Origin of the sequence: Sinorhizobium kostiense (genome assembly GCF_017874595.1) — a bacterium.
Classification (GTDB): domain Bacteria; phylum Pseudomonadota; class Alphaproteobacteria; order Rhizobiales; family Rhizobiaceae; genus Sinorhizobium; species Sinorhizobium kostiense.
In genome coordinates this window covers 1,109,280-1,127,867 of the sequence record NZ_JAGILA010000002.1, presented here as the reverse complement: position 1 = coordinate 1,127,867, position 18,588 = coordinate 1,109,280, and the positions used below count along the sequence as shown (strand labels likewise).

Annotated in this window: 18 protein-coding genes; 5 read left to right on the top strand and 13 right to left on the bottom strand. The window is 62.9% G+C overall.

The genetic code is table 11. The annotated features are described in order from the left end of the window. Window positions 1-11: 11 nt before the first annotated feature. The gene (locus J2Z31_RS11755; protein ID WP_209602057.1) at window positions 12-317 is read right to left on the bottom strand and encodes an NIPSNAP family protein; all 306 of its coding nucleotides are present in this window, start codon (window positions 315-317) and stop codon (window positions 12-14) included. Further along, a complete protein-coding gene (locus J2Z31_RS11750) occupies window positions 314-1,228 on the bottom strand; it encodes a DMT family transporter (protein ID WP_209602056.1) in 915 nt (304 codons plus the stop codon). Before J2Z31_RS11750 ends, J2Z31_RS11755 begins: the two co-directional genes overlap by 4 nt. Window positions 1,229-1,360: 132 nt before the next feature. Here J2Z31_RS11750 and J2Z31_RS11745 point away from each other — a divergent pair, with 132 nt between their 5' ends. Continuing rightward, entirely contained in the window at window positions 1,361-1,795 is a 435-nt protein-coding gene (locus tag J2Z31_RS11745) for an Lrp/AsnC family transcriptional regulator (RefSeq protein ID WP_209602055.1), read from the top strand. 58 nt (window positions 1,796-1,853) lie between these two features. Here J2Z31_RS11745 and dut read toward each other — a convergent pair whose 3' ends face one another. Then, complete coding sequence (gene dut, locus J2Z31_RS11740) at window positions 1,854-2,324, bottom strand: dUTP diphosphatase (protein WP_209602054.1); 471 nt, start codon at window positions 2,322-2,324, stop codon at window positions 1,854-1,856. A 95-nt stretch (window positions 2,325-2,419) separates the two neighbouring features. Here dut and J2Z31_RS11735 point away from each other — a divergent pair, with 95 nt between their 5' ends. Then, on the top strand, window positions 2,420-4,003 hold the full coding sequence (locus J2Z31_RS11735; RefSeq protein ID WP_209602053.1) for a peptide chain release factor 3: 1,584 nt from the start codon (window positions 2,420-2,422) through the stop codon (window positions 4,001-4,003). Window positions 4,004-4,024: 21 nt separating this feature from the next. Here J2Z31_RS11735 and J2Z31_RS11730 read toward each other — a convergent pair whose 3' ends face one another. The 3 genes from J2Z31_RS11730 to J2Z31_RS11720 all read right to left on the bottom strand — a co-directional run bounded on the left by J2Z31_RS11730 (window position 4,025) and on the right by J2Z31_RS11720 (window position 6,545). After that, window positions 4,025-4,717 carry a B3/B4 domain-containing protein gene (locus J2Z31_RS11730; RefSeq protein WP_209602052.1) on the bottom strand — a complete coding sequence of 231 codons (693 nt, stop codon included), beginning with the start codon at window positions 4,715-4,717 and terminating at the stop codon, window positions 4,025-4,027. Between the two features lie 13 nt (window positions 4,718-4,730). After that, on the bottom strand, window positions 4,731-5,657 hold the full coding sequence (locus tag J2Z31_RS11725; RefSeq protein WP_209602051.1) for a DMT family transporter: 927 nt from the start codon (window positions 5,655-5,657) through the stop codon (window positions 4,731-4,733). 75 nt (window positions 5,658-5,732) lie between these two features. After that, window positions 5,733-6,545, bottom strand: a complete 813-nt coding sequence (locus J2Z31_RS11720; RefSeq protein WP_209602304.1) for an AraC family transcriptional regulator — start codon at window positions 6,543-6,545, stop codon at window positions 5,733-5,735. Window positions 6,546-6,667: 122 nt separating this feature from the next. Here J2Z31_RS11720 and J2Z31_RS11715 point away from each other — a divergent pair, with 122 nt between their 5' ends. Next, window positions 6,668-7,189 (top strand): helix-turn-helix transcriptional regulator, encoded by a 522-nt coding sequence (locus J2Z31_RS11715; RefSeq protein ID WP_209602303.1) that lies wholly within the window; start codon window positions 6,668-6,670, stop codon window positions 7,187-7,189. Window positions 7,190-7,261: 72 nt separating this feature from the next. Continuing rightward, a complete protein-coding gene (locus J2Z31_RS11710) occupies window positions 7,262-8,245 on the top strand; it encodes an NAD-dependent epimerase/dehydratase family protein (RefSeq protein ID WP_209602050.1) in 984 nt (327 codons plus the stop codon). 379 nt (window positions 8,246-8,624) lie between these two features. Here J2Z31_RS11710 and J2Z31_RS11705 read toward each other — a convergent pair whose 3' ends face one another. The 7 genes from J2Z31_RS11705 to J2Z31_RS11675 form a co-directional block, all read right to left on the bottom strand. Next, window positions 8,625-9,029, bottom strand: coding sequence for a GFA family protein (locus J2Z31_RS11705; protein WP_209602049.1), 405 nt, complete (start codon window positions 9,027-9,029; stop codon window positions 8,625-8,627). Between the two features lie 74 nt (window positions 9,030-9,103). Further along, window positions 9,104-9,904, bottom strand: a complete 801-nt coding sequence (gene iolB / locus J2Z31_RS11700; RefSeq protein WP_209602048.1) for a 5-deoxy-glucuronate isomerase — start codon at window positions 9,902-9,904, stop codon at window positions 9,104-9,106. Between the two features lie 158 nt (window positions 9,905-10,062). Then, the gene (gene iolE, locus J2Z31_RS11695; RefSeq protein ID WP_209602047.1) at window positions 10,063-10,962 is read right to left on the bottom strand and encodes a myo-inosose-2 dehydratase; all 900 of its coding nucleotides are present in this window, start codon (window positions 10,960-10,962) and stop codon (window positions 10,063-10,065) included. Window positions 10,963-11,182: 220 nt separating this feature from the next. Next, on the bottom strand, window positions 11,183-13,036 hold the full coding sequence (gene iolD / locus J2Z31_RS11690) for a 3D-(3,5/4)-trihydroxycyclohexane-1,2-dione acylhydrolase (decyclizing) (protein ID WP_209602046.1): 1,854 nt from the start codon (window positions 13,034-13,036) through the stop codon (window positions 11,183-11,185). Window positions 13,037-13,174: 138 nt separating this feature from the next. Beyond that, window positions 13,175-15,127 carry a bifunctional 5-dehydro-2-deoxygluconokinase/5-dehydro-2-deoxyphosphogluconate aldolase gene (locus tag J2Z31_RS11685; RefSeq protein WP_209602045.1) on the bottom strand — a complete coding sequence of 651 codons (1,953 nt, stop codon included), beginning with the start codon at window positions 15,125-15,127 and terminating at the stop codon, window positions 13,175-13,177. 109 nt (window positions 15,128-15,236) lie between these two features. Then, a complete protein-coding gene (locus J2Z31_RS11680) occupies window positions 15,237-16,097 on the bottom strand; it encodes a MurR/RpiR family transcriptional regulator (RefSeq protein ID WP_209602302.1) in 861 nt (286 codons plus the stop codon). 139 nt (window positions 16,098-16,236) lie between these two features. After that, window positions 16,237-17,367 (bottom strand): Gfo/Idh/MocA family protein, encoded by a 1,131-nt coding sequence (locus tag J2Z31_RS11675; RefSeq protein WP_209602044.1) that lies wholly within the window; start codon window positions 17,365-17,367, stop codon window positions 16,237-16,239. Between the two features lie 338 nt (window positions 17,368-17,705). Between J2Z31_RS11675 and J2Z31_RS11670 the strand changes: the two genes are divergently transcribed. Continuing rightward, complete coding sequence (locus J2Z31_RS11670) at window positions 17,706-18,551, top strand: class II glutamine amidotransferase (RefSeq protein ID WP_209602043.1); 846 nt, start codon at window positions 17,706-17,708, stop codon at window positions 18,549-18,551. Window positions 18,552-18,588 lie beyond the last annotated feature (37 nt).

Here is an 18,588-nt window from a genome sequence, read left to right as displayed (position 1 = left end):
CTATCGCGTAGCTACTCGAAGACTGGGCGCATGAAGCTCCGTTCGTAGCTTACGATGCAGCGTGTCTCCTCGGCATAGCCGAAGGCCGCCTGGCAATCTGGATCCGCCGCCATCTTCTCCCGATAGGCTTCGTAGGCGGCAAGCGATGGAAAACTGAAGAGCGCGAGCGCGATGTTGTTCGCCCCTTCATGCGGCATGAAGTAGCCGTGATGCTTGCCGCCGAGCCGATCGACCAGCGGGATCCAGAGCTTGGCGTAGTGCTCGAATTCCTTAAGCTTGTATGGATCGATGACATATTTCAGGTAGCAGGTGATCACGAGGAACTCCGTTCGGTTTCGCGTTTGATAACGGGGATCGATCGAATGGTCCAGCCGAGATTGGTGCCGGCTGCCGCGAGCAGGATCGCGGCCGAGCCGGCGATCTGCACCGGCTGCAGCGCATGCCCTAATGCAATACGGTCGACAAGGATTGCGGCGATCGGATAGATGAAGGAAAGCGCTCCCGTGACATGGGTCGGCAGCCTCTGGATCGCGCCATAGAGCAAAATGTACATGACCCCGGTATGGACAACGCCGATAACGATCAGCAGCACCCATTGCGTTTCGTCCTGTGGCAGCGGGTTGGCGAGCGCGAAGGGCGCCAGCATCACGGCGCCTGTGATCACCTGGATCAGTGCGATCAGCTGCGGCGGTGTGCCCTTGAGGAGCTTGGTGACGATCGCCGCGATGGCATAGAAGAAGGCTGCTGCAAGCGCGAGCCCGATGCCGACGAGATAGTCGCTGGGTTCATATGCGCCGGCAGGCTTGGCGGAAACGATCGCGATCATTCCCGCAAAGGATACCGAGAGCCAGAAAAGCTTGCTGCCGGTGATCCGCTCTCCGAGATAAAATGCGCCCAGTCCGAGCAGCATGAATGGCTGGGTGTTGTAGACCATCGTCGCGATGGAGATCGAGGCGCGCGGATAGGCAGCGAAAAGCAGCAGCCAGTTGACGACGATCGCAACCCCGCCAAGCGCCGACAGAACCATGACCTTCATGCGCAGATGGCGGAGGTCGAGGAGGCCGAAGAGCGCCGCCAGAAGGGCAAGCGTTGCCGCCCCGAAGACGCAGCGCCAGAAGACGACGCCGGTGACCGTCTGGGCCGACGTCAGCACGAACCATCCGATCGTTCCCGAGATCAGCATTGCCGCCGTCATTTCCGCGCTTCCGCGCCGGACATCCTTATCCATGGCCATTTCTCCTTCGATCTGGCGCAAGAATAGTGAGCCGTATGGCCGATCGATATGGATCCCGAAAGGAGAATGTGGGACAATACCTAATTATAAAAGGGAAATCTCGCTTTCTTACTAATGGGAATATTCATGCTGGACGAACTCGACCGACGCATCCTCGAAATTCTGGCCGCCAATGCCCGGGTGTCGCTGAAGGAACTCGCGCAGGAGGCGGGGCTCTCCTCGCCGAGCGCGGCCGAGCGGCTGCGCAAGCTCGAGGAACGCGGCGTGCTCGATGGCTTCACCATCTCCGTCAATCCCGCCCGGCTCGGCTATCCGCTGCAGGCGGTCGTCCGCGTCCGACCGATGCCGGGCATGCTGCACATTGTCGACAGGCTGATCCAGGAGACACCGGAAATCGTCGAATGCGACAAGGTCACGGGCGACGACTGCTTCGTTGCCAAGATGCTGGTGCGCGACATGGCAGAACTCGATACCATTCTCGACCGCATTGCCGAGAAGGCGCAGACCAATACCTCGATCGTCAAGTCGACGCCGGTCAAGCGCCGGCTGCCGCCCCTCTAGGTCCTTGTTTGATGCATGTCGTTGTCCACAAACCGCTGCACACTTTGGGCGACATGCATTAGCTGGACCCGGTCGAGCCGAAGCCGCCGGCGCCGCGCGCGGTCGCGCTGGCGCCGTCCCCCTCGCGCACGGTCACCTGGATCACCGGGGCGATCACCATCTGGGCGATGCGCATGCCGCACTCGACCGTGAAATCCTCCTGGCCCAGATTGACGAGCAGCACCTTCACCTCGCCGCGATAATCGCTGTCGATCGTGCCCGGCGTATTGAGGCAGGTGATGCCGTGCTTGAAGGCGAGCCCGGAGCGCGGCCGCACTTGGCCCTCGTAACCGGCAGGGATCTCGAAGATGAAGCCGGTCGGGACGAGCGCCCGGCCGCCCGGTGGGATCGTCACCGGCGCCTCGGCCATGACAGCCGCGCGCAGGTCCATGCCGGCTGCGCCTGCCGTCTCGTAGGCGGGTAGTTCGAGACCGTCTGCATGCGGCAGGCGGATGATTGTGAGGGCGGGCTGGCTATCGGGCGCGTTCATGATCATTCCGTCATAACAGCATCGGTCTCCCGGCAGTCAATTGCATATTGGCCCTTGAACCTGTAAAGACGCCGCAACTCACAGGAACCTCGATCATGGCCGAAAGCATTGCCGAGGCGGTCTCCCGCCGCCGCACATTTGCGATCATTTCACACCCGGACGCCGGTAAGACGACGCTCACCGAAAAGCTCCTCCTCTTCGGCGGCGCGATCCAACTCGCGGGTGAAGTCAAGGCCAAGAAGGACCGCATCCAGACCCGCTCGGATTGGATGAAGATCGAGCGCGAGCGCGGCATCTCGGTCGTGACCTCGGTTATGACCTTCGAATATAACGACACCGTGTTCAACCTGCTCGACACGCCCGGCCACGAGGATTTTGCCGACGACACCTACCGGACACTGACGGCGGTCGATGCGGCTGTCATGGTCATAGACGCCGCCAAGGGTATCGAGCCGCGCACGTTGAAGCTGTTCGAGGTCTGCCGCCTGCGCGATATCCCGATCATCACCTTCGTCAACAAGATGGACCGGGAGAGCCGCGATCCGTTCGAGATCCTCGACGAAGTCGAGGGGAAGCTAGCACTCGACTGCGCGCCGGTCACCTGGCCGATCGGCCGCTCGAAAACTTTCTGCGGCACCTATCATCTTGCCACCAACGAGGTGCGCGGCGCCGATACGCAGGAGCGGCTAACCAAGGTCAATGACCCCGAAATGGCCTCTCACCGCCTGCCCGAGAACGAGCGCGAAGCCTTCATCGAGGAGACGACGCTGGCGATCGAGGCCTGCAAGCCTTTCGACCGCAAGGCTTTCCTCGAAGGCCATCTGACACCGGTCTTCTTCGGCTCGGCTCTCCGCAACTTCGGTGTCCGAGACCTCATCAACGCGCTCAGCGACTTCGCGCCGCCGCCGCGCGCCCAGGTCGCCGATATCCGCACCGTAGAGGCGACGGACGATCGCATGACCGCCTTCGTCTTCAAGATCCAGGCGAATATGGATCCAAACCACCGAGACCGCATCGCCTTCGTCCGCGTCTGCTCGGGCAAGCTGGCACGCGGCATGAAGGCGCGTCTGTCGCGCACCGGCAAGCAGATGGGCCTGACGGCGCCGCAATTCTTCTTCGCCTCGCAGCGTCAACTCGCCGACACCGCCTTTGCCGGCGACGTGGTCGGCATCCCGAACCACGGAACGCTTAGGATCGGCGACACGCTGACCGAAGGCGAGCCGCTCGTCTTCCAGGGCGTGCCGAACTTCGCGCCGGAAATTCTCCGCCGCGTGCGGCTCGAGGATGCGATGAAGGCGAAGAAGCTGAAGGAGGCGCTGCAGCAGATGGCGGAGGAGGGCGTCGTCCAGCTCTTCTCCCCGGATGACGGGGCGCCTGCGATCGTCGGCGTCGTCGGCGCGCTGCAATTGGACGTCCTCAAGGAACGTCTTCAGGCGGAATATGGCCTGCCCGTCTCCTTCGAGATGTCGCGCTTCTCCGTTTGCCGTTGGATATCCGCCGATCTCCCGGCCGACCTCGACAAGTTCATCTCCGCCCATCGTGGCGACATCGCCCGCGATCTCGACGGCGATCCGGTGTTCATGGCGCAGGACGGCTTCTCGCTGCGTTACGAGTCGGAACGCTATCCGGCGGTCAAGATGGTGGCGGTCAAGGAGTATCACGTCGCCAAGGCGGCATGACGGAAACAGAGGCCTTTTCCTTCAGCAATCGAAGCGCGGCGCCGAGCGGTTCAAGATGGCGCTTCGCGGATTGACGGACCAGATCGCGCGGATGGCCACAGAGAGCTCGTCGATGAGCTGTCTTACATCGGGCTCGGCGCCGACGTGCAGAGCTTCTGCGACGATCAACACACTTGCAGTCTCGTCTCGCACCGCAGAGTAGCCGCTCTGGCGGTTGGTCCAGCGCCGCGCATGCGCACGTCCGCTCGCGTCGGCGAAGATCACTTCCTGGAGCTCCGGCAATTCCACGTCGCCGGCGAATGTCGTGTAGATTTCATCGCCGACAGCAGGTCGGACTTCGAGATCGCCGGTGATCCTCGCCAGATCGAAAACAGCGACCGGAATGGCATATGCAAGCGAAGCGGCGTTGCAGAGGTCGATCATCGGATGAATTTTCGGCAGCGCTCCCTCCTTCCGGAATCGCCTGAGAAGCGCCTCGGAGGCTGAGCGATATTGCGTCGGCTTAAGTCCCATACGTGCGAAGCCGCGGCGCCAGGCCTGGATCTCCGGTAATTCGCTCTCCGTGCGCTCCGAAAGCCGTGCTCTCGCCATCGCCTCGAAATTGGCGACATGCTTCTCGACCGCGACGTCCTTGCGAATGCCCTCGGTTCGAAGCGCGCCTGCGGCGAGTTCGGGGAAATCCTTCCAGATGTCGTCTGAGTGGCGAAAGTACATGAGGTCACGGTCTTTATAGATTCGTTGAGGGCTCGGCCGCATCAGGCCTTCTCTGTCCTGCGTCTTGACGATTGTTCGCCCGAAAGCCGAGAACTAGGACGGCGATCAGCACGCAGGCTATCCCGATCGTCTGGTTGGCAGCAATCGGTTCGCCGAGGACGGAAGCGGCGAGGAGAACGGCGAACACAGGTGCCAGAGCGGTGAAGACCGAGGCCTCCGTGCCGCTCACCTTGGCGAGCCCCGCATACCATAGCAGGAAACCCCCGACTGTCGGTACCAGCGCATAGTAGACCACCGCAGCAAGGGCGGGCCCGCTTGCCGCAGCCGCCGAGGGAAACTCCGCTACCGCGAAGGGAGCGGCAATCGCGCCGCCGAGGGCAGCCACCAGCGTCGACAGCGCCAGCGGCGGGACCTCGGTTTCGAGGCGCTTGCCGATGAGAATGAAGAGGCCTTCGCAGACGACTGCGCCGAAGATCAGGGCGCTGCCGACGAGTGAGTGCGCGCCGCCGGCATCAGGCAGGACTATTGCGAGGACGCCCGCGGCGGCAAGCGCGATCGAAAGAAGCACAAATCGGTGCGGCCTCTCGCCCAACACGAGTATGGCGATGGCCGCCGAGACGGCGGGAAGCGTACCGATGATGATGCCGGCATCGGCGGCGGGCGTCAGCTTCAGGCCGGAGATGAGCAGCGTCGTATAGCCGACGCTGCCGGCGCCCGCTTGGAGGAGCAGGACGCGCCAGTCGCCTTTCGCGAGGCGCGGCCACGGCGTTGCGGTTACCCGCATCAGGATCAGGAAGAGAGGCAGCGCGATGGCGAAGCGTAGTGCCGTTGCCATGAACGGCGGCAGCCCGGACGCTATGACTTTGCTGGCAACCACGGTGCTGCCCACGAGCATCATCGCGAGCGATAGGTATAGATATCCCTGAAGCTGCTTCGACATCGTTCCACCGTTCCGTTATCGATGACGGCAGAAAACCCGATCGAAGGGCGGCGATCTTGTACGGAATTGCAGGTCTCAATTCACCGCGCGCGCATAGGTGCCGGGCGAAAAGCCGTATTTGCGCACGAAGACGCGCGTCATGTGGCTCTGGTCGACAAAGCCGCCGGCAATTGCGGCTTCCGCAAGCGGCATCCCCGCGGCGATCGACCGACGGACGATGTCGATCCGCCGCTGGATGAGATAGGCATGCGGTGTAAGCCCAGTCGCTCTCGCAAAGCCGCGCACGACCTGGAACCGGCTCAGGCCGCTCTCGCATGCAAGGTCGGCGAGGGTGACGGGCGCCAGCGGGTCGTCGTCGATCAGGCTAACGGCGGCAGCGATCGCCTTCGGCACCTTGCCCGGAGCGCCTGGCGGCGGGGCAAGCGCCGTCGCCTCGGCGATGAGCGTGACGGCAAGCTCTTCCCAGCGAAGCACCGTGTCGGGGCTGTTCACGGTCGCGGCAGCCGCGAAGATTGCGCGAAAGCGGGTGGCAAGCCCGGCATTGCTGATCACGGGGTGGGCGAATTCGCAGGTCCGCATCCGCCCTTCGCTGATGTCGTCGACCGCGGCGGCAAACAGCGAAGGTTCGAGATAGAGCATCCGCCAGGAACGGCCCTTGCCGTCGATCGGCGCGCCGTCATGAACCTCGCCTGGATTGACGGTGATCACGTCGCCCGCTTTCGCCTCGACGATGCCGCGGCCGCTCAATGACGTCTGCGCCCCCTCATGGATCAGGCCGATTCCGAACTGCTCGTGCGTGTGGCGCGCAAACGTGTGGTCGGTGGCGGCCTCAACCACGTCGACGCCGGCAATGCGGCGCGGCAGCACCCTGAAATGGCCCTTTTTCACGCCCGCTCCGTCGCTGTTCTTGGTTGAGCCGTCCTGGTCGTATAGCCTCTCAATCGACTTGCCGCAAAGCGCAGGCGGTCTGGCAAGGGGCATCGATGCGCACGACCTTCACGGAGGGTGCAATGCTTTATACGGGGCAGGCCCTGAAGCGGCTGCGGCTTCTGAACGGCATGAAGCAGAGCCATGTGGCGGAACTCCTGCAGGTCACGCAGGCGACCGTGTCGCGCTGGGAAGCAGGCGTGCTCACGCCCTCGGACAATCAGCAACGGGCGCTGGAACGCCTCTTTGCTGGATCGTCGACAGCCGATGCCGCGCTCAAGCGGCTGGTCGAAACATCGACGGCCCGGGTTCACCTGATCTGCGACCATTCGCACCGGCTGCTGGCGGCCTCCCTACCACGTCGGGCGGAGTGGCGGCAGGATATGCTCGGAGCGCTGATGTTCCGTTACGCCTCGGCGGAGATCCAGAAGGCGGAAAGTGACCTTGCAGATCTTGGCTGGTACGAGAGCCGCCTGGCGTCGCTGGTCGTCGATACCGGCCCGAACGGCAGCGGCGACGTTCCGATCGTCGCCGGCCGCGTGCTTTGGGAGAAGATTCCGCTCACCGATGGGGCGTCAGGTCGCCTCGTGACGACGCTCATGTGATCGCGACGTATAATTTATGCGTTGTTCCTCCCCGGTGGCCCCGGCTAGCCTCAGTAAAACGAGGAGTGACGCATGACGATTCTGGTGACGGGAAGCGCCGGCCATCTGGGTGAGGCGCTGGTGCGGGTGCTGCGCGGAGCAGGTCGCGACGTGCGCGGCATCGATATCAAACGCTCTGATTTCACCGATTTTATCGGAACGATCGGCGACCGAGCGTTCGTCAGCCGCGCGCTCAAGGGCGCGCGCGCCGTCATTCACGCGGCGACGTTGCACAAACCGCATGTCGCGAGCCATCGCTATTCCGAATTCGTCGAGACCAACATAGCCGGTACGCTCAACCTGCTCGAAGAGGCCGCGGAGGCTGGCGTCGGCGCCTTCGTCTTTACCAGCACCACGAGCGCCTTCGGTTCGGCGCTGACGCCGGCGCCCGACAAGCCGGCCGCCTGGATCACCGAGGACGTGATGGCTGTGCCGCGCAACATATACGGCGTCAGCAAGGTCGCGGCGGAGGGGCTGTGCGAGCTCTTTGCACGCCGGCACGGGCTTGCCACCATCATCCTGCGCACCTCGCGTTTCTTTCCCGAGGCGGACGACGATGCCAATGTCCGCAGCCGTTATGAAATCGCCAATGTGCAGGCGAATGAGCTGCTCTATCGGCGCGCCGACATCGAGGACGTGGTGAGCGCGCATCTCGCGGCGCTCGAGAGAGCGAAGGAGATCCGCTTCGGCCGCTATATCGTCTCCGCACCGACGCCATTTACACGTGACGATCTCGCCGAGCTGCGCGCCGATGCTCCATCTGTCGTACTGCGTCATTTTCCGGAGTGCGAGGCGCTTTATGCCGCGCGTGGCTGGAAACTTTTCCCGACGATCGACCGTGTCTATGTGAGCGCAAGTGCGATGGCGTCGCTCGGCTGGCGGCCGAAATACGATTTCCGCCACGTGCTGAAATCTCTGCGCAATGGCAAGGACTTCCTCAGTCCGCTCGCCCGCGAGATCGGTTCCAAGGGATACCACGACACGGTCTTTGCGGACGGACCCTATCCGGTCGCCTAGAGTCTTTCCGGGTTAAATGGAAACAATTCTGTTGGCTCAAGCGGAGCGGAATGTTTGCCCGGCTGGCGCGCGGCGTAGCCAAAGCATACGGCCAAGCCAGCCGGGCAAACAGGCCGCCCGCTTCAGCCAACCTCTACAGCGCCGCGCGTCTTATCAGACGCGCAAAGGTCGCTGTAGCACTTTGAATTGCTGCATGTCTTTGTCCTTGAAGCGAGATCGCTTCAAGGAGACGTGCAGTGGCCGGGCATCTTTCCGCCAGGAGCAGAGGCGATCGCCTCGGCCGTACCTCCGGGTACGACCTGCGGCGATCGCCTCTGCCCTGACGAAAACCTGCTCCGGCAGAATGTTTCCATTTAACCCGGAAAGGCTCTAAGTCCGGCTATCCCCGCGGACGTCCGGGCAGGCCGGCCACGTCTCCGATCCATGGCAGGGCTGAGGAGCACCAGATCTGCTTCCGCGGCTTGAGCTCGCGCCGCTGGTTGATCGTACCGAGCCGGATGCCGACCTCCTTGGCGTCCTCGTCCGTTCCGGTCGTATAGATCGGGGAGCCGCATTGCGGACAGAAGTATTGCAGGCGCTTTCGCCCGTTTTCGGCGATCTTGATGTAAAGCTTGGGGTCCCCGCCCGTCAGCCGGAAGGACGTGCTCGGCGTGCTGGCGCTCACGCGATAGGCCGCCCCCGTCAGTCGCTGGCAGTCGGTGCAATGGCAGATTGCAACAAGTTCGGGATCGATGTCCGCTTCGTAAGTCACGAAGCCGCAATGGCACTCGCCTTCGATATGCATTCCGAACGCTCCATTCTCCCCGGAGAGGAAGGGTAGAGCGCCGTTCTCATTCGTCCAGAGAGTTCCCCACGGGTTTAAACCCCGGTGAACAGCCACTCGTGTTCCTTGGCGTTGTGGAACTTCCAGATCCGCTTCGGCCCGGCCATGACATTGAGGTAGTACGAGTCATAGCCATGGACCGCGGCGACCGGGTGGTAACCCTTCGGAACCAGCGTCACGTCGCCGTCCTCCACCGACATGGTCTCGTCAAGCGAGCGGTCGTCCGTATAGACGCGCTGCATGGCGAAACCCTGCGGCGGGTTCAGGCGATGGTAGTAGGTTTCCTCGAGGTAGCTTTCGGCCGGCAGATTGTCCTGGTCGTGCTTGTGCGGCGGATAGGAGGAGGTGTGCCCGCCGGGCGTGATCACCTCGACCACGAGCAGCGACTGAGCCGAGCCGTCGTCTTCCGGCATGATGTTGGTGACATAACGGGTATTGGTGCCCTTGCCGCGGGTCATCTGCGGATGCGTGCCCGGGCGGATGACCTTAGCCTTGAAGCCTTCGCCGCCGGGCGCCGAGCAAACGGCAAGATCGAGACCGGTGGTGGCGTCCGCCCGCCAGCTGCTGCCCTTCGGCACGTAGACCGCATAGGGCTGGCCTTCGAATGGCGTCATGCGCTCGCCAAGCTCGCCGAAGTCCTCGCCGTCGACGGTAATCTGCGCCTTGCCGCAGACGAGCACCAGGCAGAGTTCCTTGTCGCCGGCTTCCCCGCCGACCGTCTCGCCCGCTTTCAGCCGATTGAGCGCGAAACCGACATAGGTCCAGCCGGCGCTCTCTGGCGTGATCTCCTGCATCAGGCCGGACTGTGCCTTCGGTTTGACGAGCAGTTTGGACATGTGCGGACTCCTGACCTTGATGGCTACAGCGCCGCGCGTTCCAGGAAGAGGCGCAAATGTCGCTGTAGCACTTTGAATTGCGGCATATCCTTCTCCCCGCGAGCGGGGAAAGGTGGCGGCAGCAGGATGAGGGGCATGCCGACCGCCTAATTGAGCGGCTACTTGTCCAGCCCAGCTTCCTTCGCGAACGCCCTCAGCGATTTCAGCCCCAGCGACTGGTATTCGAACGGGTTGCGCACGGCCGAATCCTGTTCGGCCTCAATCACCAGCCAGCCATCATAGCCGTGTTCGGCCGCAATTTTCAGCACCGGCAGGAAATCGACGCCGCCTTCGGGGTCGCCGGGAACGGTGAAAACGCCGCGGCGTACGCCTTCGAGGAAGGAGAGGCCTTCATTCTCGACGACTTCGCGGATCGCCGGCCGGACGTTCTTGCAATGAATGTGGCGGACGCGGCCCATGTATTTGCGGGCAACTTCCGCCGGATCGGAACCGCCGAACCACGCATGGCCGGTGTCGAGCAGCAGCTTGGTCGCAGGACCGGTATTTTGCATCAGGAGGTCGATCTCCTCGCCGGTCTGGACGATCGTGCCCATGTGGTGGTGGTAGACGAGATCGATGCCCTGGTCGGCGCAATATTCAGCTATCGCCTCGAGGTCGGCGCCGAACTTCTTCCACTGATCGGCCGGCAGGACCGGCTTGTTCCCGACGAGCGACTTCGAGTCGTCTCCGTGAATGGCGTTCGAGGTCTCGCAAACGATCGCCACTTTGCAGCCATTGTGCTTCAAGAGGTCCAGATGCGGCTGAATCGCGTTCTTCTCGACCTCGACGTCATGGGTGAGAAGATTGGTGGAGTGCCACCCGGACACGAAAACGAGGTCGTAAGAAGCGAGCTTCTGCTTCAGTGCATTCGGATCGGAGGGCATCTTATGGCCCTTCTCGATGCCGTCGAAACCGATCTTCTGGCAATCGGAAAGGCAATCCTCCAGCGTCAGATGCGCTCCGATCGAATGGTCGTCGTCATTGCTCCAGGCAATCGGGTTGGTTCCATAGCGGATCATGGTTCTTCATTTCCCATTGAATCATCCGCGTCGGGGCGGATGGTTTGTGATCTGGTGTTTGATGGGGCGGACCAGCCCCTCATCCGGCTGCCCGTCCTCCGCAGCAGCTGCGGAGGGTGGACCGCCACCTTCTCCCCGCTCGCGGGGAGAAGGATATGCCGCACCCTCGCAGCTCCTTTCCCCGCGTCGGGAGAGGGTAAGGGTGAGGGCCTGCCTATGCTCAGCCAAAGCGTTGCGACTGCAGCGCCTTCTCATAGCCCTGGCGTGCCGTCTTCACCTGCTCACGCTCTGAAACTTCCGGAACCGCGACGTCCCACCAATGGCCACCGGCTTCCGTCGTGATCAGCGGGTCGGTATCGATGACGATCACGGTCGTGCGCGCTTCATCTGCCGTTTCCGCGAGTGCTGTCTCCAGTTCGGGAATCGAGCCGACCTTGCGGGTGACGGCGCCCATCGCGGCGGCATGCGCAGCGAAATCGATCTGCGGCAGTTCCACGTGATGGGTGTCCCTGAGCAGATTGTTGAAGTTGGCACCGCCGGTTTCCATCTGCAGCCGGTTGATGCAGCCATAGCCGGCATTGTCCAGGAGCACGATGGTGAACTTCGCGCCGAGCATGATCGAGGAGGCAATCTCGGAGTTCAGCATCATGTAGCTGCCGTCGCCGACCATAACGATCACGTCGCGCTCCGGCCGGGCGAGCTTGACGCCGAGGCCGCCGGCCACTTCATAGCCCATGGTCGAGAAACCGTATTCCATGTGGTAGCCGCCGGGCTCTTCGGCCTGCCACAGTTTGTGCAATTCCCCGGGCAGGCCGCCGGCTGCACAGACGAGCGTCGACTTTGGGCCGCCGCGGGCGCGCTGGACCGCGCCGATCACCTGGGCATCGGAGGGAAGTTCAGCATTCGTTGTGGCGGTTGCCTTGTCGGCCGCCACCAGCCATTCGGCCTTGCCCGCCTTGGCTTTTTCGGTCCAGCCGCTGTCGGCCTTGTGATCGCCCAGCCCGGCCGATATCCGCTTCAGACCGACGCGCGCGTCCGAGATCAGCGGTAGACCATTGTGCTTGCCGGCATCGAAGAGTTGGACGTTGAGGCCGACGATCTTTAATTCGTCATTCTTGAAAAGCGCCCAGGAGCCGGTCGTGAAGTCCTGCAGCCGCGACCCGACGGCGAGCACCATGTCGGTCTCCTCCGCAAGACTGTTCGACGCCGAGGTGCCGGTGACGCCGACCGAGCCCATGTTGAGCGGATGCGAATGCGGCAGCGAGGACTTGCCGGCCTGCGTCTCGACGACCGGAATGCCATGCTTATCGGCGAAAGTCGCGAGTTCGGCGCTCGCTTCCGAATAGAGTACGCCGCCGCCGGCAATTATGATCGGCTTCTTCGCCTCTTTGAGCATTTTGATCGCCGCGGCGAGTTCGTCGCGATCGGGCTCGATCCGGCGCGGCACCCAGACCTTCTCGTCGAAGAAGGATTCCGGATAGTCGTAGGCCTCGGCCTGGACGTCCTGGCAGAGCGAGAGCGTCACTGGCCCGCAGTCGGCCGGATCGGTCAGCACCTGCATCGCGCGACGGAGTGCCGGGATGATCTGTTCGGGGCGGGTGATGCGGTCGAAGTAACGCGAGACGGGGCGGAAACAGTCGTTGGCCGAAATCGTGCCGTCGCCAAAGCCTTCCACCTGCTGCAGCACCGGGTCGGGCCGCCGGTTGGCGAAGACGTCGCCGGGCAGGAACAGGACGGGCAGACGGTTGACATGGGCGAGCGCCGCCGAGGTCACCATGTTGAGCGCGCCGGGGCCGATCGAGGAGGTGCACGCCATGAAGCGGCGCCGGAAGCTCGCCTTGGCGAAGGCAATGGCGGCATTGGCCATGCCTTGCTCGTTCTGGGCGCGATAGGTCGGCAGGGTTTCGCGCACGGCATAAAGCGCCTCGCCGACGCCGGCGACATTACCATGGCCGAAGATCGCGAAAACGCCGCCGAAGATCGGCACCCGCTCTCCATCGATATCGGTCAGCTGCCGCGTAAGGAACCGGGCCACGGCCTGTGCCATGGTCAGGCGCACGGTTTTCTGGCTCATTTTGTTTCCTCCTGGTGGCGGATTCCCGCCCCTCTTTGTTTGATGCCGCCAACAGACTGTCGAATTTCATGGCCAAAGCGCGATGCGGGTGGGAGCCGCTTCGCACCATACCTCATCCGCCTCGTCGGCTGTTTTTACCTATGCAGCCTTGGTTTCACCTAATCGCAGCCAGAGGTCCACCAGCGCTTTGAATTTCGCGGCCATGTCGGCAATGGCCTCCTCGTCGGTCATCGAGCCGGTGAGCCAGGTCTTTGCGGCGTCCGCGAAGATCGTCCGGCCGACCGCGAAGCCCTTCACCATCTTCGATGTCCTTGCGGCGGCAAAGCCGTCCTTCAGCACCTCGTAGGGCGCCTCCAGGCCGAGGAGCACAACCCCCCGGCAGAGCGGATCGCGCTTCTCGATCACGGCGTCGATGGCGGCCCAGGCGCCGCGGCTTGCCTGCGGTTCCAGCTTCCACCAGTCGGGCTTCAGTCCCGCATCATAAAGCTCGTTGAGCGCGCGCGGAATGGTCTGGTCGTCGAGCGGGCCGTGTTTGCCGGCGATGATTTCGATCAGGATCTCGCGGCCTACCTTGCGCGCCGCCTCGAAGGCCGAGCGCAGCTTGGCGATCTGGGCGGCCTTGAGCTCGGTCGGGTCGTCCGGATGGAAGAAGGCGAGCACCTTGATGCAATGGTCGACGGGCCAATCGATGAGGCGGCTGCCGAGGTCCTGGCCGAACTCGAACTGCAACGGCCGCGAGCCCGGTAGCTCGATCGGTTTGCCGATCCAGAAATCGCGATAGGCGCCGGCTGCGAAGAGCGCATCGCGGCCATACTTGTCGTCGATCAGCATGCCGAAGCCGGGCCGCCCGGCGGCGACTTCGGCCGCCGCCTTGACGGCGAGCGCTTTGAAGGCCGGAATGCGCGCCAGCAGGTCCGGATTGCCCTCGGCAATATCCTCGAGCTGGCTGCGATGGTCGATCGCGAGCGCCATTAGAAGCGGGATGTCGCGCCGGCGTGTCGTCGCCCAATGGACGTGGTTAATCGCCTCGTCCTTGCGCAGCGCCTTCTCCTTGCTGCCGTGCTCGAGGAAATATTGCAGCTCGACCCAGGTCGGGATTTCCGGAGCACAGAGCAGGCGCGAGACCGCGAAGGCACCGCAGGCGTTGGCCCAGGTGGCGGATGTCGCATGCGGCTCGCCGGTGAGCCAGCCGCGCAGGAAACCGGACATGAAGGCATCGCCGGCGCCGAGCACATTATAGACCTCGATCGGGAAGCCCTTGCCAACGATGCCGTCTTCGAGGTTGTCTGAAATCGGCCCGTCGTAGACGATGCAGCCCATCGGACCGCGCTTTAAAACGATCGTGGCGTTGGAAAGCGTGCGGATGGTTTTCAGCGCCTTGAGGAGATCGCCCTCGCCCGACGCGATCAGAACCTCCTCCTCGGTGCCGACGATCAGGTCGCAATCGCCGAGCACGGTCTTCAAATGCGCCGAAACGCGATCCGACGCGATGTAACGGCTCTCGCCCGCATCGTGGCCCGCAAGGCCCCAGAGGTTCGGGCGATAGTCGATGTCGAAGACGATCCTGGCGCCGCTCTCCTTGGCGATACGCATCGCCTTGCGCTGCGCGGCGTCGGTATTCGGCTTGGAGAAATGCGTGCCGGTGACGAGGATCGCCCGGGCGGAGCGGATGAACTCTTCCGAAATATCGTCTTCGCACAGAGCGTTGTCGGCGCAATTGTCGCGGTAGAAAAGCAGCGGAAAGGATTTCTCGTTCTCGACCGCGAGGATCGCAAGCGCCGTCAGCCGTTCCGGATCGGTCACCATGCCGCGGGTTTCCACGCCTTCGCGCTGAAGCTGCTCGCGGATGAAGCGGCCCATCTGCTCGTCGCCGACTCGCGTCAGCAGCGCCGATTTGAGACCGAGGCGCGCCGTGCCGACGGAGATGTTGCAGGGGCAGCCGCCGACCGATTTGGCAAAGCTTGACACGTCTTCGAGCCGGGTGCCGATCTGCTGGCCGTAAAGGTCGACCGAGGCTCTGCCGATTGTGATGATGTCGAGGGGCTTGGCGCCCTGCGTCGACGGAATTCGGGCCGATGGAACCTGGCTCACTGCTTCCTCCCTGCGGACGCCGTGCCGGCGCCGACAGTTATCCTTTTGTCATGGGCGATGTGGTCATGAAACATAAATTCCGTCATTTCGTCAATATGGAATTTTCGTTCTATGAGCCGCCGCTGTCCCCTTGCCGTCGGCGTTTCTCGGCGATCGCCACGGTCAGCGCCATGGCAAATGCCATGCTGGCGGAAAGCGAACGGAAGCCGGCATGGTCGGCCTCGACCAGCTCGAACCACACCTTTGAAGACTCCGCGAGCGGCGAGAAGGCAGAGTCGGTCAGCGAGACGACCGGCACCTTGCGGTTGGCGAGAAAGCGGGCCTGGGCTGCGCTTTCCGAGGCGTAGGGTGAGAAGCTGACAGCGAAGGCGGCGTCCTGCTTCGTCGCCATCGCCAGCAGATCATCATCAATGCCGGCGGCCGTGCCCACATGCTGGTACTTCACCCGGAGCTTGCCGAAGGCATAGGCCATATAGCTGGAGATCGGGTAGGAGCGGCGCTTGGCGATGAGAAAGATCGTGTCCGCCTTGGCGAGAATGTCGACGGCCTTTTCAAAAGCCTCCGGATGGATTGCTCTCGCGACGTTGTCGAGCGACCGGTGGGCGGCCGCAACGAAGCCGTTGAAGATGGAGCCGCTTTCGAGCGTAGCATGGTCATTGCCGCGCAACGCCTTCAGCCGATCCTCGTAACCGGGCGTGCGCTCGCGCAGGCGCGCGCGAAAGATCTGCTGCAGGCTCGAAAAGCCTTCGAAGCCGAAATGCTGGGCGAAGCGCACGAGTGTGGAAGGCTGGACATCGGCGGAGGTCGCGATGCTTGCCGCCGTGCCGAAGGCGATCTCGTCCGGATGGTCGAGCGAATAGGCCGCTACCTGTTTCAGACGCTTCGGCAATTGCGCCTTGCGCTCGAGAATGACGGCCTTCAGCGCCTCGAAATCCTGGGGAGCCTCGGTGGTCGACTCTGGCGTTGGCATCTCTGGCGTTGGCATCGTTCAAGCGTCTCCGGACGTTTTGGCCTGCTCGTGTTCCGTTCGCCTCACTCTAATTGAATAGGGTCCGTCACGATAGAACGAACGTTCCATTTCGCGGGATTTTCCGCCGCTGCGTCGCGGATCAGCCGATGTCCACCCATTCATTCGTACGGGCAGACCGGTAAGCGGCGGAAAGCACCTTTTGCACCTCGTAGCCCTCGCGGAAATCCGTGCAGGGCCGCCCACCTGTGGCGATGGCCTCCAGGAACTCGTTGACCTCGATCGCCTTCAGGTCGTTGAAGCCGATCTGGTGGCCGGGCGCCACGCAGAATGCGCCGTAGGGCGGGTGTTCCGGTCCCGCCCAGATGGTGCGGAATCCGCGGCTACGGACGACGTCGCCGGCGTAATAGACCCTGATTTCGTTCAATCGTTCCTGGGTGAAGATGATGCTGCCTTTGGAACCGTAGATCTCGAAATCGTGCTGCATCTTGCGGCCGGTAGCGATCCAGCTTGCCTCGAAGCTGCCGCTCGCGCCGCTTTCGAAGCGGACGAAGGCGCGGGCAATGTCGTCCACTTCGACGGCGCGCGTCTCGACCGCTCCGCGCGCGACGGGACGTTCGGGGATATGGATGACGGTCTCGGCGAGAACGGACTTGATAGGGCCGACGAGGTGGCGCATGCAGGCGATGATATGGCTGCCGATATCGGCGAGCGCGCCGCCGCCGCTGCGAGGATCGAGGCGCCATGCCCACGGAATGCTGGCATCCGCCATGAAATCTTCCGCGTGAACGCCGCGGAACGAGCGGACTTCGCCGATCTCGCCGCTTTCGATGATGTCCTTCGCAAGGAAGATCAGTGGGTTTTTCAGGTAGTTGAAACCGACCTGAGTGACAACGCCGGCCCTCTCAGCGGCCGCAACCATCTCGGCGCAGTCGGCGACCGTCGGTGCCAGCGGCTTTTCACAATAGACGTGTTTTCCGTGGGCGATGGCCGCGAGCGTCATCTCCTTGTGCAGCAGGTTCGGCGTGGTGATATCGATGACGTCGATAGTGGGATCGGTCAGAAGCTCGCGCCAATCGGCGGTCGCCTTGCGAAAGCCAAGCCGCGCCCGTGCAGCCTCGGCGCTTTCGGCGGTCACGTCCGCCACGGAAACCAGATCCAATTCGAACGGCAGGTCGAAAACCCGCGCCGCAATCGTGAAGCCGAGTGCGTGAGCCTTGCCCATGAAGCCCGTGCCGATCAGGCCGATCCCCAATCTGCGTTTGTCGCCCATGTTCTCCTCCCGAGCATTCGCCTTGATCATTGGGAATGAAATGATCTGTACGAAATTTGTCAATATGGAATGTTTGTTCGAAAAATGCCGCTTTCAGGCCCAGCGATGCTCCAGCTTGTCCGGTGACATCACGCAGAGCCGGAATCGTTAACGCATTTTTACCATGTTCCGTTGGAATATGGCGCCACCCTGGTTGACGAATCGCAGCAAGCAGGCCGAGGAAACTATGCGGCGGGTTTCGTTCGCATCCCGCTCCAATGGGCCCGCTCCAATTGGCCCGTCCAATGGGAATGAACGCGTGGATTGACCGATATCCGCAGGCCCGGAGTGATTGACGCATGTGCCGTTGGGCAGCCTATCGTGGAGAACCGCTCTATCTTGAAGAACTTGTCACGTCGCCGGCACACTCGTTGATCGAACAGTCTCATTGCGCGACCCGTGCCAAGACGGCGACCAATGGCGACGGCTTCGGCATCGCCTGGTATGGTGATCGTCCTGAACCGGGCCGCTATCGCGACATCCTGCCCGCCTGGTCCGACTGCAACCTGAAAAGCATTGCCAGGCAGATCCGCTCGCGCCTGTTCCTCGCCCATGTTCGTGCGGCGACCGGCGGCGGCACGCGGCGTGACAATTGCCACCCCTTCGTCCATGGTCGCTGGTGCTTCATGCACAACGGGCAGATCGGCGATTTCGAGCATCTGCGCCGGTCGATGGAGAACATGCTCGAGGACGAGCTTTATGCCGCGCGCACCGGCACCACGGATTCGGAGCTGCTTTTCCTGCTGGCGCTGCAATTCGGCCTCGACCGTGATCCGCTTGGTGCGGTGGCCGAAACGCTCGGCTTCGTCGAGCGGTTGGCCGCGCATATGGCTCGTCCGGTGCTCGTTCGATTTACCGCCGCGTTTTCCAACGGCGAGGATCTTTATGCAGTCCGCTATGCCTCCGACCGAAAAGCCCCGACGCTTTACGCCGCGCCCATGGGGGCGGATGGCGGTTACTGCCTGGTTTCGGAGCCCCTCAACGACGACAATGCCTGGGCAGAAATACCGGACGGTTCCGCTGTCATCGTCGGCGAAAACGGCGTCGACGTGCGCCTTTTCGGCGCAGCTGACATTCCGTCTGGCGAGTCACCGGCCGTCGCGCCGTTTTCGAGGGCTGCCGGAAGCGACCTGCAACTCACCTAGTGCCTTCCCGGTTGAAGGGAAACATTCTGCCGCAGCA

What these genes read in the sequence shown, in the direction of transcription:
- J2Z31_RS11750 (WP_209602056.1), bottom strand. Translation starts at nt 1,228, where the DNA reads ATGGATAAGGATGTCCGGCGCGGAAGCGCGGAAATGACGGCGGCAATG.
- J2Z31_RS11745 (WP_209602055.1), top strand. Translation starts at nt 1,361, where the DNA reads ATGCTGGACGAACTCGACCGACGCATCCTCGAAATTCTGGCCGCCAAT.
- dut (WP_209602054.1), bottom strand. Translation starts at nt 2,324, where the DNA reads ATGAACGCGCCCGATAGCCAGCCCGCCCTCACAATCATCCGCCTGCCG.
- J2Z31_RS11735 (WP_209602053.1), top strand. Translation starts at nt 2,420, where the DNA reads ATGGCCGAAAGCATTGCCGAGGCGGTCTCCCGCCGCCGCACATTTGCG.
- J2Z31_RS11730 (WP_209602052.1), bottom strand. Translation starts at nt 4,717, where the DNA reads ATGTACTTTCGCCACTCAGACGACATCTGGAAGGATTTCCCCGAACTC.
- J2Z31_RS11725 (WP_209602051.1), bottom strand. Translation starts at nt 5,657, where the DNA reads ATGTCGAAGCAGCTTCAGGGATATCTATACCTATCGCTCGCGATGATG.
- J2Z31_RS11715 (WP_209602303.1), top strand. Translation starts at nt 6,668, where the DNA reads ATGCTTTATACGGGGCAGGCCCTGAAGCGGCTGCGGCTTCTGAACGGC.
- J2Z31_RS11710 (WP_209602050.1), top strand. Translation starts at nt 7,262, where the DNA reads ATGACGATTCTGGTGACGGGAAGCGCCGGCCATCTGGGTGAGGCGCTG.
- J2Z31_RS11705 (WP_209602049.1), bottom strand. Translation starts at nt 9,029, where the DNA reads ATGCATATCGAAGGCGAGTGCCATTGCGGCTTCGTGACTTACGAAGCG.
- iolB (WP_209602048.1), bottom strand. Translation starts at nt 9,904, where the DNA reads ATGTCCAAACTGCTCGTCAAACCGAAGGCACAGTCCGGCCTGATGCAG.
- iolE (WP_209602047.1), bottom strand. Translation starts at nt 10,962, where the DNA reads ATGATCCGCTATGGAACCAACCCGATTGCCTGGAGCAATGACGACGAC.
- iolD (WP_209602046.1), bottom strand. Translation starts at nt 13,036, where the DNA reads ATGAGCCAGAAAACCGTGCGCCTGACCATGGCACAGGCCGTGGCCCGG.
- J2Z31_RS11680 (WP_209602302.1), bottom strand. Translation starts at nt 16,097, where the DNA reads ATGCCAACGCCAGAGTCGACCACCGAGGCTCCCCAGGATTTCGAGGCG.
- J2Z31_RS11675 (WP_209602044.1), bottom strand. Translation starts at nt 17,367, where the DNA reads ATGGGCGACAAACGCAGATTGGGGATCGGCCTGATCGGCACGGGCTTC.
- J2Z31_RS11670 (WP_209602043.1), top strand. Translation starts at nt 17,706, where the DNA reads ATGTGCCGTTGGGCAGCCTATCGTGGAGAACCGCTCTATCTTGAAGAA.